At 32.4% G+C, this 12611-nt stretch carries 15 protein-coding genes; 13 read left to right on the top strand and 2 right to left on the bottom strand.

Translation table 11 applies throughout. From position 1 onward, the window contains the following. The first annotated feature begins 21 nt into the window (after window positions 1-21). The 13 genes from EV143_RS16155 (at window position 22) to EV143_RS16090 (ending at window position 10531) form a co-directional block, all read left to right on the top strand. The gene (locus EV143_RS16155) at window positions 22-1215 is read left to right on the top strand and encodes a DUF5009 domain-containing protein (RefSeq protein ID WP_133508971.1); all 1194 of its coding nucleotides are present in this window, start codon (window positions 22-24) and stop codon (window positions 1213-1215) included. 219 nt (window positions 1216-1434) lie between these two features. Continuing rightward, window positions 1435-2598: a glycosyltransferase family 2 protein gene (locus tag EV143_RS16150; protein ID WP_133508970.1), complete on the top strand. Its 1164-nt coding sequence runs from the start codon at window positions 1435-1437 to the stop codon at window positions 2596-2598. An 84-nt stretch (window positions 2599-2682) separates the two neighbouring features. After that, the gene (locus tag EV143_RS16145; RefSeq protein WP_133508969.1) at window positions 2683-4032 is read left to right on the top strand and encodes a dihydrolipoamide acetyltransferase family protein; all 1350 of its coding nucleotides are present in this window, start codon (window positions 2683-2685) and stop codon (window positions 4030-4032) included. Between the two features lie 166 nt (window positions 4033-4198). Further along, window positions 4199-4969, top strand: coding sequence for a 3'-5' exonuclease (locus EV143_RS16140; RefSeq protein ID WP_133508968.1), 771 nt, complete (start codon window positions 4199-4201; stop codon window positions 4967-4969). A gap of 89 nt (window positions 4970-5058) precedes the next feature. Beyond that, window positions 5059-5670, top strand: a complete 612-nt coding sequence (locus EV143_RS16135; RefSeq protein WP_059116509.1) for a fumarylacetoacetate hydrolase family protein — start codon at window positions 5059-5061, stop codon at window positions 5668-5670. Continuing rightward, window positions 5670-6014, top strand: a complete 345-nt coding sequence (locus EV143_RS16130) for an Hpt domain-containing protein (RefSeq protein WP_133508967.1) — start codon at window positions 5670-5672, stop codon at window positions 6012-6014. Before EV143_RS16135 ends, EV143_RS16130 begins: the two co-directional genes overlap by 1 nt. A gap of 227 nt (window positions 6015-6241) precedes the next feature. Beyond that, window positions 6242-7495: a CinA family nicotinamide mononucleotide deamidase-related protein gene (locus EV143_RS16125; RefSeq protein WP_133508966.1), complete on the top strand. Its 1254-nt coding sequence runs from the start codon at window positions 6242-6244 to the stop codon at window positions 7493-7495. 71 nt (window positions 7496-7566) lie between these two features. Continuing rightward, the gene (rpmB, locus tag EV143_RS16120) at window positions 7567-7803 is read left to right on the top strand and encodes a 50S ribosomal protein L28 (protein ID WP_007805815.1); all 237 of its coding nucleotides are present in this window, start codon (window positions 7567-7569) and stop codon (window positions 7801-7803) included. A 27-nt stretch (window positions 7804-7830) separates the two neighbouring features. Continuing rightward, window positions 7831-8013, top strand: coding sequence for a 50S ribosomal protein L33 (rpmG, locus tag EV143_RS16115; RefSeq protein WP_017495179.1), 183 nt, complete (start codon window positions 7831-7833; stop codon window positions 8011-8013). A gap of 73 nt (window positions 8014-8086) precedes the next feature. Further along, window positions 8087-8239 carry a DUF4295 domain-containing protein gene (locus EV143_RS16110; RefSeq protein ID WP_007805819.1) on the top strand — a complete coding sequence of 51 codons (153 nt, stop codon included), beginning with the start codon at window positions 8087-8089 and terminating at the stop codon, window positions 8237-8239. A 270-nt stretch (window positions 8240-8509) separates the two neighbouring features. Next, window positions 8510-9463, top strand: coding sequence for a signal recognition particle-docking protein FtsY (gene ftsY, locus EV143_RS16105; RefSeq protein WP_133508965.1), 954 nt, complete (start codon window positions 8510-8512; stop codon window positions 9461-9463). A gap of 350 nt (window positions 9464-9813) precedes the next feature. Then, window positions 9814-10254: a hypothetical protein gene (locus tag EV143_RS16095; RefSeq protein ID WP_133508963.1), complete on the top strand. Its 441-nt coding sequence runs from the start codon at window positions 9814-9816 to the stop codon at window positions 10252-10254. After that, a complete protein-coding gene (locus tag EV143_RS16090) occupies window positions 10235-10531 on the top strand; it encodes a DUF721 domain-containing protein (protein ID WP_115846842.1) in 297 nt (98 codons plus the stop codon). Before EV143_RS16095 ends, EV143_RS16090 begins: the two co-directional genes overlap by 20 nt. 152 nt (window positions 10532-10683) lie before the next feature. Here EV143_RS16090 and EV143_RS16085 read toward each other — a convergent pair whose 3' ends face one another. Both EV143_RS16085 and EV143_RS16080 read right to left on the bottom strand, forming a co-directional pair. Then, a complete protein-coding gene (locus EV143_RS16085) occupies window positions 10684-11103 on the bottom strand; it encodes a nucleoside-diphosphate kinase (RefSeq protein ID WP_056196211.1) in 420 nt (139 codons plus the stop codon). Between the two features lie 216 nt (window positions 11104-11319). Beyond that, a complete protein-coding gene (locus EV143_RS16080) occupies window positions 11320-12591 on the bottom strand; it encodes an acyltransferase family protein (RefSeq protein ID WP_133508962.1) in 1272 nt (423 codons plus the stop codon). Between the last annotated feature and the right edge of the window lie 20 nt (window positions 12592-12611).

Raw genomic sequence — 12611 nt, 5'->3', positions numbered from 1 at the left:
TGCAAAAAAATGTAATAATTTATGAAAATTAAAGATAATTTATATAATCAAAGAATTGTTTCAATAGACGCTTTACGTGGAATTACAATTTTTGTAATGATTTTTGTTAACGAGTTGGCAAGTGTCAAAAATGTGCCACAATGGATGAAACACATGCCGGCAGATGCAGATGCGATGACTTTTGTAGATTTAGTTTTTCCTGCATTTTTATTTATTGTCGGAATGTCGATTCCATTTGCGTTTAATGCGCGATTACTTAAAGGCGATAGTGTAAAAACAATTTGGACACATACTTTAAAAAGAGCATTGGCACTAATCATAATTGGAGTTTTTATGGTAAATGCTGAATATGGTTATGACGCTTCAAAAATGATAATTACGCCTGCATTTTGGGGGCTTTTGGCTTATGTGATGCCAATTCCAATTTGGAATAAATATCCTAAAGATTTTCCTATTTGGTTAAAATACACACTTCAATATGGCGGGATGTTAGTATTAATGGCGCTCTGTTTTTTATATGTTCAGGAAGAAACCGGCGATATTGGGATGACACCAAAATGGTGGGGAATTCTTGGCCTAATAGGTTGGGCATATCTTTTTACCGTAATTTACTATTGGCTTGTTTCAGGAAAATTGTGGGCAATGATTGTCTTTTTGGTTGTGTCTGTTATTGCTAATTGTATTAATTTAACAGAAGGAATTGCAATCCAACAATTATCCGCTTTTAATTTTATAGCAGGACATTTAACGCATGCTTCATTGGTAACTGCAGGAGTAATTATTTCGTTATTGTTTTTTGATCGAAAAATGACATTTAAAATCAATTGGGGAGTTATTGCATTTGCGGTTTTGTTTTTTGCCCTAGGTTTTTGGCTAAGACCTTATTACGGAATTTCAAAAATAAAAGGAACTCCATCCTGGACAATGATTTCCGCAGGAATTTGTACTGTCTTGTTTTATTTTCTTTATTGGTTGATGGAAGTTAAAAAACAAACAAAATGGAGTGACTTTTTCATGCCTGCGGCAGCCAATCCATTATTGATTTATATTTTACCCGGCATTATTTATTATTTCAATTTGGCTTTTAAAATTCAAATTATTCCGGATTATTTTAGAGAAGGAACTCCCGGAATTATCTGGAGTTTAGTGTTTTCTACTATAATGTTATTTGTGATGCGATTATGTAATAAATATAAGATTCAATTACATTTATAGGGTCTTGTTCTTTTACCCGTTTTTTATGAATTTCAAAATTAAATTCTATCAGTTTAGAAATAGATTACTGCTGTTAGAACTTGAATCCGCATAAAATGGAATAAATAAAACAAGAGCAATTTAGCTATGGATTTTGGTGTTAGCAAAAACGATTGGTCATTACGGTTAGGATTAGCAGAAAATTTCTAACTTTCGGCAAAATCCACAGTCCAAATTTTCATGCAGTTATCGGTTATTATTCTAAATTATAATGTTCGTTACTTTCTCGAACAATGCGTTTTAAGTGTTCAGGAAGCAATTGCGGAACTAGATGCTGAAATTATTGTCATCGATAATAATTCTACAGATGATAGCTGTTTAATGATGCAGCAAAGATTTCCAAAAATTAAACTTATTCAAAACAAAGAAAATTACGGTTTTCCTAAAGGAAATAATATTGCAGTCGCAGAAGCACAAGGAAAATATATTTGTATTTTAAATCCGGATACAGTCGTTGCAGAAGACACTTTTAATAAAGTTTTGGCTTTCGCCGAAAAACAAACTGATCTCGGAATCATTGGCTGCAAATTAATTGACGGAACAGGAAATTTTCTGCCGGAAAGTAAGCGTGGAATTCCAACGCCCTGGATTGCTTTTACTAAGTTTTTTAGTTTATATAAAATTTTTCCAAAATCAAATCTATTTAATCAATATTATGCCCAGCATTTATCTGAAAATGAAACGGGAAAAGTAGCTATTTTAGTTGGCGCTTTTATGCTTATGCAAAGAGATTTATATCTTGATTTAAAAGGCTTTGATGAAGATTGCTTCATGTATGCCGATGATATCGATTTATCATATCGGGCCTTACAAAATCAAAAATCAAATTATTATTTTCATGAAACCACTGTAATTCATTATAAAGGTGAAAGCACCGTAAAAGATGAAAAATATATGAAGCGCTTTCAGGAAGCGATGAGGTTTTTTTATCAGAAGCATTTTAAAAAATCATTCTTTTTTGAACTTTTTATTCAAGTCGGAATTATATTATTTTCTCTTGTTAAAATGTTTCAGGGAAAAACGAAAGCAAAACCATTACCGGAAAGTTATGTTTTGTATTCTTTAAATGAAAAATTATCCGAAAAATTGACTCAGATTTTCAAAAATAAAGTGGTTATTTTCGATTTCAAAAAAGAAAAAACAGTAAATTCGTCTCAGATTTTTGGGGGTAAAAGAACAGAGATAATTTTGGATAATCAATATGTTTCATTCAAAAAATGTATCAAAATCATAGAAACTCTTAAAGATAAGAGCATTACTTTTAAAATTTTACCCAAAAAGGCAAATTTTATTATTGGAAGTGATTCAAGAAATGATCGAGGTCAAATTATAAAAATTGAGTAAAAAATTATATTAAATGTAATTTATATTTAAAATATTCAGTAATTTCGCAATCTGAAAATTAAAATCACCCTTGAGGTTAACAATATGGCAAGATTTGAATTAAAACTTCCTAAAATGGGAGAAAGTGTAGCTGAAGCAACTATTACAAACTGGTTGAAAGAAGTTGGAGACAAAATTGAAGCTGATGAAGCTGTACTCGAAATCGCTACTGATAAAGTAGATAGCGAAGTACCAAGCGAAGTTTCAGGAATTTTAGTTGAACAATTATTTGGCAAAGATGATTTAGTTCAGGTGGGTCAAACCATTGCAATAATTGAAACAGAAGGTGATGCGCCCGTAGCTAAAGCAACACAAGAAGCTGCAGCTCCGGCTGAAGTTGCTGAAATTGAAAAAACGATTGAAGTAGCTCAGGAAACTGTTGCCGCTCCACAAAATTTTTCAGAATCAGATAAATTCTTTTCTCCATTAGTAAAAAATATAGCAAAAGAAGAAGGTATTTCTGTTGCCGAATTAGATAATCTTAACGGTTCAGGAAAAGACGGAAGAGTTACGAAAGAAGATATTTTAAAATATATTGATGATCGTAAATCCGGTGCAGTTACTCCAGCTCAAAAAGTTGCTCAGGAAACGCCAAAACCGACAGAAGTTGTGCAGCAAATTGCTCCGCAAGTTACAGAGCAGCCAGTTCAAAAAAGCCAGCAAGCAGTTCCGGTTTCTGTAAACGGAGGTGATGAAATTATTGAAATGGACAGAATGCGTAAACTGATTTCAGGTTATATGATCGCTTCTGTGCAAACTTCAGCTCACGTTCAGTCGTTTATTGAAGTTGATGTAACAAATATTGTAAAATGGAGAGATAAAGTTAAAGCAGCTTTCGAAAAAAGAGAAGGTGAAAAACTAACTTTTACACCAATTATGATGGAAGCAGTTGCGAAAGCCTTAAAAGATTTTCCTGGAATGAACATTTCTGTTAATGGTGATTATATCATTAAAAAGAAAAATATAAATTTAGGAATGGCTGCAGCCTTACCAAACGGAAACTTAATTGTTCCTGTTATTAAAAATGCAGATCAGTTAAATCTTGTTGGAATGGCAAAAGCGGTAAACGATTTAGGAAACCGTGCAAAAACAGGAAAACTTAAACCAGACGATACACAAGGTGGAACTTACACTGTTACAAACGTAGGGACTTTTGGAAGTGTTTTTGGAACTCCAATTATCAATCAGCCTCAAGTTGGAATTTTAGCTTTGGGTGCAATTCGCAAAGTACCTGCAGTTATCGAGACTCCGGAAGGTGATTTTATCGGAATTCGTCAAAAAATGTTCTTATCGCATTCTTACGATCATAGAGTCGTAGATGGTGCTTTGGGAGGAAGTTTTGTAAAACGTGTTGCAGAATATTTAGAAGCTTTTGATATAGATAGAGACTTTTAAGAAATAAGAATTTTATAAATATTTAACCCTTTTAACATTTTAGATGTTGAAAGGGTTTTCTTTTTCTGATAATTCTATATTCTAAGTAAGAATCCTAGAACTTTGTAAAAAAAACGGGGAAATTTCGTCTTTAAAATTTATATTTGTAGACTTTTAAAACTTAAATATGGAACTAAAACTCACCAAACCAATTTGCTTTTTTGATCTCGAAACTACTGGGATTGATATAGGAAAAGATCGAATAGTAGAAATTTCAATATTTAAAGTTTTTCCTAATGGAAACAAAGAAAGTAAAACGTGGTTAGTAAACCCTACAATTCCAATTCCACCGCAGACAACAGCCGTTCATGGTATAACCGATGAAAAAATAGCTAACGAACCTACTTTTAATGAACTGGCGCCACAAATTCATAATATGATTAAGGATAGTGATTTGGGTGGATTTAATTCAGATCGTTTTGATATTCCGTTATTGGCTGAAGAATTACTTCGCGCGGGAGTTGATTTTGATATGAAAAATAAAGTTTCAGTAGATGTTCAGACTATTTTTCACAAAATGGAAGAGCGTACATTAAGCGCTGCTTTTAAATTTTATTGTGGAAAAAGTTTAGAAAACGCGCACTCTGCAGAAGCAGATACCATGGCGACTTATGAAATTTTGAAAGCGCAATTAGATCGTTACCCGGAACTGGAAAATGATATGAAAGTACTGTCTGAATTTACAACTCGTAAAAAAATCGCAGATTTTGCCGGAATGATTGCTTTTGATAAAGACAACGAAGAGATTTTTACCTTTGGAAAACACAAAGGTGCAAAAGTAGAAAAAGTGTTAGAATCAGAACCTGGCTATTTCAGTTGGATTCAAAATGCTGATTTTCCGCTGTATACGAAGAAAGTCTTAACAGCTATTAAATTAAGAAAGTTAAATACGAAATAAGGTTCTAAGTCTCTAAGGTTCTAGGATGCTAAGTGTTCTGCATAGTTTCTTAATGATCTAGTACTTAATAACTCAGCAACAAAAAAAGAATGAAAATACTTTGTATCGGTAGAAATTATGCCAATCATATTGAAGAATTAAAAAACGAAAGACCTTCGGAACCTGTTGTTTTTATGAAACCGGATTCAGCTGTTTTATTAAAACAACATCCTTTCGTTATACCTGAATTTTCTGAAGATATTCATCACGAAATAGAGATAATTGTTAAAATTAATAAAGTAGGAAAGTACATTGAACCTAAGTTTGCGCACAAATATTATGATGAAATTAGCGTAGGTATCGATTTTACTGCCAGAGATTTACAAGCTCAATTAAAAGCAAAAGGGTTACCTTGGGAAAAAGCAAAAGCATTTGATGGTTCTGCAGTTATTGGAGATTTTTTGCCTAAAACTGATTTTGTTTCAATGGAAAATCTTAGTTTTGAGCTCACAAACAACGCGCAAACAGTTCAAAAAGGCAATACAAGTCACATGCTTTGGAAAATTGATGAACTTGTTTCGTATGTCTCGCAATTCTTTACGCTTAAAATAGGAGATATAATTTTTACTGGAACTCCGGAAGGTGTTGCTGCCGTAAAACCAAATGACGTTTTAGAAGGCTTTTTAGAAGATAAAAAATTATTTAGAATACAAGTAAAATAATGGCTTTAAAATATAACCTTTCGAAAGTGTATGCACTTTCAGATAATGATCCTGAATTTGTAAACGAAATTCTTAAATTGTTCGTTACAGAAGTTCCTGAAGATTTGAAACAAATCAAAGAAGGAATCAAAAAAAAGGATCATAAATATGCCTACGCTTATGCGCACAAAATTAAACCAACATTAGATTTAATGGGCTTAAATGTAGCTTTTGAAGAAATTCTTCAGGTAGAAGCTTGGACAAAAGCAGAAGGCAAGAAAAAAGAAATTGTCGAAACTTTTAAAAGTATTAAAATACAAGTGAAAGAAGCTATCAAAGAAATTAAAAAAGATTTTGATATTTAATTAGGTGTGACTCTGTTTTTTACTTTTAAAATTAAGGTAAAAAAATAGAGTCATCCGAAGTTTCGGGATACTATATCTTTTGTTCCAGAGTTTTTTTGTTTAATAAGTATCTTTCGTATGTCACAAAAGGATGCTGTTTCTGCCCTTCACGCAAATCGTTTCACAACAACCTACTTTCTAATAATAACTTCTCATACAATAAGTAGAGTAAGTAAATATTTTATCCTATGAAAGCAACTATTATTACTATTGGAGATGAAATTTTAATAGGTCAGATTGTAGATACAAATTCTGCATTTATTGCCAAATCACTTGATCGCATTGGAGTTGAAGTTCATGAAATGATTTCGATCAGCGATGATAAAAAACATATTTTAGATACTTTCGCACAACTGCAAAATAAAGTCGATGTGGTCGTAATCACGGGCGGATTAGGTCCTACAAAAGACGATATTACTAAAAAAACATTCTGCGATTACTTTGATGATGAATTAGTTGTAAATCCTCAAGTTTTGGCTCATGTAACAGAGTTGATAGAAGGTTTTTACAAACGACCAATTTCACAATTAAATAAAGATCAGGCATTAGTTCCGTCAAAATGTACCGTTTTGCACAACAAAATGGGAACCGCACCGGGAATGTGGATGAAGAAAGAAAATACTGTTTTTATTTCGCTTCCCGGAGTTCCGTACGAAATGAAATATTTAGTAGAAGAAGAGATAATTCCTAAAATAGTACGTGAATATAAACGTCCGTATATCATTCATAAAACTATTTTAACCTACGGTCAAGGAGAAAGTCTTGTTGCAGAACGTATCGAGGATTGGGAAAATAATTTGCCTGATTTTATCAAATTAGCCTATTTGCCAAATCCTGGAAGAGTACGTTTGCGTTTGTCAGCAAGGGGAACAAATAAAGAAGAATTAGAAGCAGCAATTGAGGAAAATGTAAAATCTTTAGATGCTATAATTCATGACATTATAGTAGGATACGAAGAAAATGAAACTATAGAATCTGTAGTGGGAAAGATGCTTACAAAGCAAAATAAAACAATTGCGACAGCCGAAAGTATTACGGGTGGAAAAATTGCTTCAATTTTATCAGCTGTTCCAGGAGCTTCTAACTACTTTAGAGGCAGTGTAGTTTCGTACGCAACCGATGCTAAAGTTAGTGTTCTTGGTATCTCGCAGGATTTAATAGATAAATATTCGGTAGTAAGTGCGCAAGTAGCTTCGGCTATGGCTTTGAATGTGAAAGAGATACTTAAAACTGACTATGCAATTGCGACAACTGGTAACGCCGGACCGACAAAAGGTGACTCAGATGCTGAAATTGGCACTGTTTTTATCGCTGTTGCAACTCCAAATGATATAATTGTTGAAGAATTTAATTTTGGCCAACCACGTGAGAAAGTGATAGATAGAGCGACGATTAAGAGTTTGGAAATATTACAGAAAGAAATTTTAAAAATTGTGCAATAATTTTTTGCTACAATGGTTTATTTTTCTTTTCTTTGCACCCTGATTTTGAATAACGATAAAAGATAAGTATAATGTCAAGAGTTTGTGACCTTACAGGTAAAAGAGCGATGGTAGGAAATAACGTTTCTCACGCTATGAACAAAACTAAGAGAAAATTTTCTGTAAACTTAGTTAAAAAGCGTTTTTATCTTCCAGAAGAAGATAGATGGATTACTCTTAGAGTAGCAGCATCTACGATAAAAACAATTAATAAAAATGGAATTTCTGCTGTTTTGAAAAAAGCACAGTCAGAAGGATTTATCAAATAATCTTTTCCTAAATAAATATATAGCAAGATGGCAAAGAAAGGTAATAGAATCCAGGTAATTTTAGAATGTACTGAACACAAGACTTCTGGTGTAGCAGGAACTTCTAGATATATTACAACTAAGAACAAAAAAAATACTCCGGATAGATTAGAGATTAAGAAATTTAATCCAATCTTGAAACGTGTAACTGTTCACAAAGAAATTAAGTAATAATTAGAGATTTTATAGATCTCAATGGTTTTGCCATTAGAGTTTTATAAAAACTTCAAATAACATTTGAATCATGGCAAAGAAAACCGTAGCATCGTTACAAACATCTTCTAAGAGATTATCAAAAGCCATCAAAATGGTGAAATCTCCTAAAACTGGTGCATATACATTCGTAGAATCTATTATGGCTCCTGAAGAAGTTGATACTTTCTTGAAAAAGAAATAATTACAATCACATTATATAGAAAAGCTACTTTCATTCGGAAGTAGCTTTTTTATTTTTTATATTTGTCTGAAATTTTATAGAAGCACAATAATTGGCTTGTTTTTAAGCAATAATTTGTACTATACTTTATATCTTTACTGTTCGTCTTACAGAATAAGCAAAGAATACTGATTCTATAACACTAGTGTAAAAATAATGACATTCTTTAAAGATTAGGATTTCAGATAATCTAATAAGTCTAGAAGTCTAACAATCTAATAATCAACAAAAATGAGTTTTTTTAAAAAATTATTCTCTACTGATAAAAAAGAGACTTTAGACAAAAGTCTTGAAAAATCAAAAACTACCTTTTTCTCAAAATTAAGCAAAGTTGTTGCCGGAAAATCTAAAGTCGATGATGATGTTTTAGATGATTTAGAAGAAATTCTTGTGGCTTCAGATGTTGGCGTAAATACAACGCTAAAGATAATTTCAAGAATTGAAAAACGTGTTGCCGAAGACAAATATTTAGGAACAGAAGAATTAAACCAAATCCTTCGCGAAGAAATTGCCGGTTTATTATCTGAAACCAATAGGGGTGAGGCTACTGAATTTGATATTCCGAAAGATAAAAAACCTTACGTTTTAATGGTAGTTGGTGTAAATGGAGTTGGTAAAACAACTACCATTGGTAAACTGGCCTATCAATTTAAAAAAGCAGGTTATAAAGTGGTTTTAGGTGCGGCAGATACTTTTCGTGCTGCAGCGATAGATCAACTACAGGTTTGGGCAGATAGAGTAGATGTGCCAATCGTAAGACAAAATATGGGTAGTGACCCGGCTTCTGTTGCTTTCGACACTTTACAATCAGCCGTAGCGCAAAATGCCGATGTAGTTATTATTGATACTGCCGGACGTTTGCATAACAAAATAAATCTGATGAACGAACTTACAAAAGTAAAACGTGTAATGCAGAAAGTTATTACCGATGCACCTCATGATGTACTTTTAGTTTTAGACGGTTCTACAGGTCAAAATGCTTTTGAACAAGCCAAACAATTTACTGCTGCAACCGAAGTAACATCGCTTGCGGTAACCAAATTAGACGGAACTGCAAAAGGTGGTGTCGTAATTGGTATTTCAGATCAGTTTCAGATTCCGGTAAAATATATTGGAGTTGGCGAAGGAATCGAAGATTTACAAGTCTTTAATAAATATGAATTCGTAGATAGTTTCTTTAAATAATTTATAATGAGTTTTTCTTCTTTAAAAAATATAACGCCTGTTGTGTTTTATTTCGCGAGCGTTATTTCTTTTGTTTTAGCCAATGTATTGAGAGATAAAAGTCTGTCTTTTTACTACGTTTTATTAGTTTTAGGATTGATTTTCTTTTTTATGGGAATTTTACAGCGATTACGTACGAAGCGATAATTGATTTACGTATTTTATTATGAAATACTTTTTGTTGTAGTTCACTAAATTTCTTTTTAAAATGGGAGTCCTAGCCCTGATGGCAGCCGTATCCTTTTTATCTGCTCTGACAGAACAAGAGATACAGTGGACAGTGGAAGTGTCTCCTTATAATTTTATTACTTATGAAAAACACTTTTATGATTTTGGTTTTGTCTCTTTTGTTTGTGGGTTGCAAACAAGAAATTAAACCTGCTGACATTGCAAAATTAAATGGTTATTGGGAAATTGAAAAAGTAGTTTTTGATGGAGGAGAAGAGAAGGCTTACGGAATGAATGAAAACTTTGATTTTTTTAAAATTAAAGGTACAAAAGGAACCAGAACGAAGGTTATGGCACAGCTTGACGGAACTTTTTTGACTACTAATACTTTTGAAAATGTTTCAGTTAGATCTACAGATAAAGGAACATTTTTAGATTATAAAACCGATTATGCAAAGTGGAGTGAAGAATTAATTTCGATTTCTGATGAAACATTTGTAGTAAAAAACAATCAGAATAAAGAATATCACTATAAAAAAGCAGGACCAATAAATATAGTAAACGATGGCAAAAAGACTAAATAACGAAAGTACGATTGGGGCTGTTTTGCAACAAATCATTCAGGTGAATAAACTTCAACCCGGAATGGATCAGATTGATGTAAAAGAAGCGTGGAGGCAATTAATGGGGAATGGTGTAAATACGTATACAAAAAACGTTGTTTTGAAAGGAAGTACGCTTTATGTTGAGCTTGGATCAGCAGTTTTAAGAGAAGAATTGAGTCACGGAAAGTCTAAAATAGTTAAAATGATTAATGAAGAATTAGGACGCGAAGTGGTTAAGGATGTAGTGCTGCGCTGATTTTAGATTTTAGATTTTAGATTTTAGATTTTAGATTTTAGATTTTAGATTTTTCGGAATATCCCATAAAAAAATCCATTTCAATTGAAATGGATTTTTTTATTGTGATTGTTAAGTTCAGCAATCTAAAATCTGAACTCTAAAATCATAAATTAAAACTGCTCTCTTCCAGCAAAATGGAATGCACTTTCGATAGCAGCATTTTCATCGCTATCAGAACCGTGAACTGCATTTTCTCCAATAGAAGTTGCGTATGCTTTACGAATAGTTCCTTCAGCAGCTTCAGCTGGATTTGTAGCTCCAATTAAAGTTCTGAAATCTTCTACTGCGTTATCTTTTTCTAAAATAGCAGCAACAATTGGTCCGCGTGACATAAATTCAACTAATTCTCCGTAAAAAGGTCTTGCAGCGTGAACAGCATAAAATGCCTGAGCATCAGCTACAGTTAATTGAGTTAATTTTAAAGAAACGATTTTGAAACCACCGTTAGTAATCATTGCTAAAATATTCCCGATGTGTCCGTTTGCTACAGCATCCGGCTTAATCATTGTAAAAGTTCTATTTGTTGCCATTTTTGTGTTTTTAAATTTTGTGCAAAAGTAGACTTTTTTATGAATTGATTTTAATAAATTCATAATTAAAACACAGCAGAATGATGTTTTAACTAATAAAAGGTCTTTTTTAAACTATATAGTCACATAATTTCATTTAAACAGTAATGTGAATAAAATCTCCGCAAACTAATGTATTTTCTAAAATGAACTTATATCATTTTATATAATGAATTTTTATACTTTAAAGATTAATTTATTTCTGTAGAATATCCATAAAATAAATGTCCAGATACAAACGTAAACCAATGCACCCGCTAAAGAAGCAGCCATTGGATTATTGAAAAAGGGTGCAATTCCGAAACGGTATAGATACTCTAAAAGATTAATTTTTTCAGATGTATTATGTGGATTTTGAAATTCGATCATTACTAAAGATTGTGGAATAATCTGCGAGCTAAAAAACACAATCATAGGATTTACTCCCCAAATTAAAAATGGTTTAAATCCTTTTTTGTAATCTGCAATATCAATAACATAATATAAAATAGCTAAAAATGTTGTGGCAAGTCCTGTTGTATATAAAACATAACTACTTGTCCACAGTGATTTGTTTAGTGGAAAAACAATATTCCAAAGTAAACCAGCAATGATAAGTACAACACCAATAATTAGCATTTTTTGCGCTTTTTGTGTTTTAGATATTTCACGTTGAAGTAACTGTCCTATCAACAATCCAATAATTCCATTTACGATTGACGGAACTGTACTTAGAATTCCTTCCGGATCCCAAGTTAAAGTTTCATGATACATATGTCCTTTGAGTAAAACACAATCCAGCCATGAAGCTAAATTAGTTCCTTTTTCTAAATTTGCTGGTCCAATTCCGGGAACTGGAATTAAAGTCATTATCGCCCAATATCCTAATAGTAAAACAACTCCAGTAACAATTTGAGTTTTTTGAGAGGTTTTTAAGTATAAAAGAGAAACCACAAAATAAACAATGGCAATTCGTTGTAAAACTCCCGGAAGACGTACATCATGATAAGCTTCAATACCGCTGTAAGCTAAAAACAGATAAATAAACAGAATTGAAAAAGCTAAAATGTTTTTGACTTTCGAACTAAAACTACCCATTAAAGCATAGCCAACTGCAATAGTTATGGCTAAGCGCCCAATAAGAAGTGGAATTCCGTCAAGGCCAAATAATTGAATTTTTCCGAAAAAGTTAAAAAATATGCCTAAGCACAACATGCGTAACGAACGAACTAAAATTTTATTAAAAGTTGTACCATCGTATATTTTATCAGGCATTGCTAAAGGAACAGCAACTCCCATGATAAAAATGAAAAACGGAAAAACCAAATCAGTTGGTGTACATCCATGCCATTCAGCATGTAAAAGTGGAGGGAAAACATTACCCCAGTCGCCGGGGTTGTTTACAATAGTCATTAATAAAATCGTTAATCCTCTAAAGACATCTAATGAAATCAAGCGCTCTCTGGTCATAGTTTTTGTAATAGGTTAGT

This window comes from Flavobacterium chryseum (assembly GCF_004362015.1).
Lineage (GTDB): Bacteria > Bacteroidota > Bacteroidia > Flavobacteriales > Flavobacteriaceae > Flavobacterium.
The sequence above is the reverse complement of the archived record's forward strand: the minus strand, read 5'-3'. Positions and strand labels throughout refer to the sequence as shown.

Bases quoted from the DNA above. Each gene is read 5' to 3' on its own strand.
- EV143_RS16155 (WP_133508971.1), top strand. From the start codon at position 22: ATGAAAATTAAAGATAATTTATATAATCAAAGAATTGTTTCAATAGAC.
- EV143_RS16150 (WP_133508970.1), top strand. From the start codon at position 1,435: ATGCAGTTATCGGTTATTATTCTAAATTATAATGTTCGTTACTTTCTC.
- EV143_RS16145 (WP_133508969.1), top strand. From the start codon at position 2,683: ATGGCAAGATTTGAATTAAAACTTCCTAAAATGGGAGAAAGTGTAGCT.
- EV143_RS16140 (WP_133508968.1), top strand. From the start codon at position 4,199: ATGGAACTAAAACTCACCAAACCAATTTGCTTTTTTGATCTCGAAACT.
- EV143_RS16135 (WP_059116509.1), top strand. From the start codon at position 5,059: ATGAAAATACTTTGTATCGGTAGAAATTATGCCAATCATATTGAAGAA.
- EV143_RS16130 (WP_133508967.1), top strand. From the start codon at position 5,670: ATGGCTTTAAAATATAACCTTTCGAAAGTGTATGCACTTTCAGATAAT.
- EV143_RS16125 (WP_133508966.1), top strand. From the start codon at position 6,242: ATGAAAGCAACTATTATTACTATTGGAGATGAAATTTTAATAGGTCAG.
- rpmB (WP_007805815.1), top strand. From the start codon at position 7,567: ATGTCAAGAGTTTGTGACCTTACAGGTAAAAGAGCGATGGTAGGAAAT.
- rpmG (WP_017495179.1), top strand. From the start codon at position 7,831: ATGGCAAAGAAAGGTAATAGAATCCAGGTAATTTTAGAATGTACTGAA.
- EV143_RS16110 (WP_007805819.1), top strand. From the start codon at position 8,087: ATGGCAAAGAAAACCGTAGCATCGTTACAAACATCTTCTAAGAGATTA.
- ftsY (WP_133508965.1), top strand. From the start codon at position 8,510: ATGAGTTTTTTTAAAAAATTATTCTCTACTGATAAAAAAGAGACTTTA.
- EV143_RS16095 (WP_133508963.1), top strand. From the start codon at position 9,814: ATGAAAAACACTTTTATGATTTTGGTTTTGTCTCTTTTGTTTGTGGGT.
- EV143_RS16090 (WP_115846842.1), top strand. From the start codon at position 10,235: ATGGCAAAAAGACTAAATAACGAAAGTACGATTGGGGCTGTTTTGCAA.
- EV143_RS16085 (WP_056196211.1), bottom strand. From the start codon at position 11,103: ATGGCAACAAATAGAACTTTTACAATGATTAAGCCGGATGCTGTAGCA.
- EV143_RS16080 (WP_133508962.1), bottom strand. From the start codon at position 12,591: ATGACCAGAGAGCGCTTGATTTCATTAGATGTCTTTAGAGGATTAACG.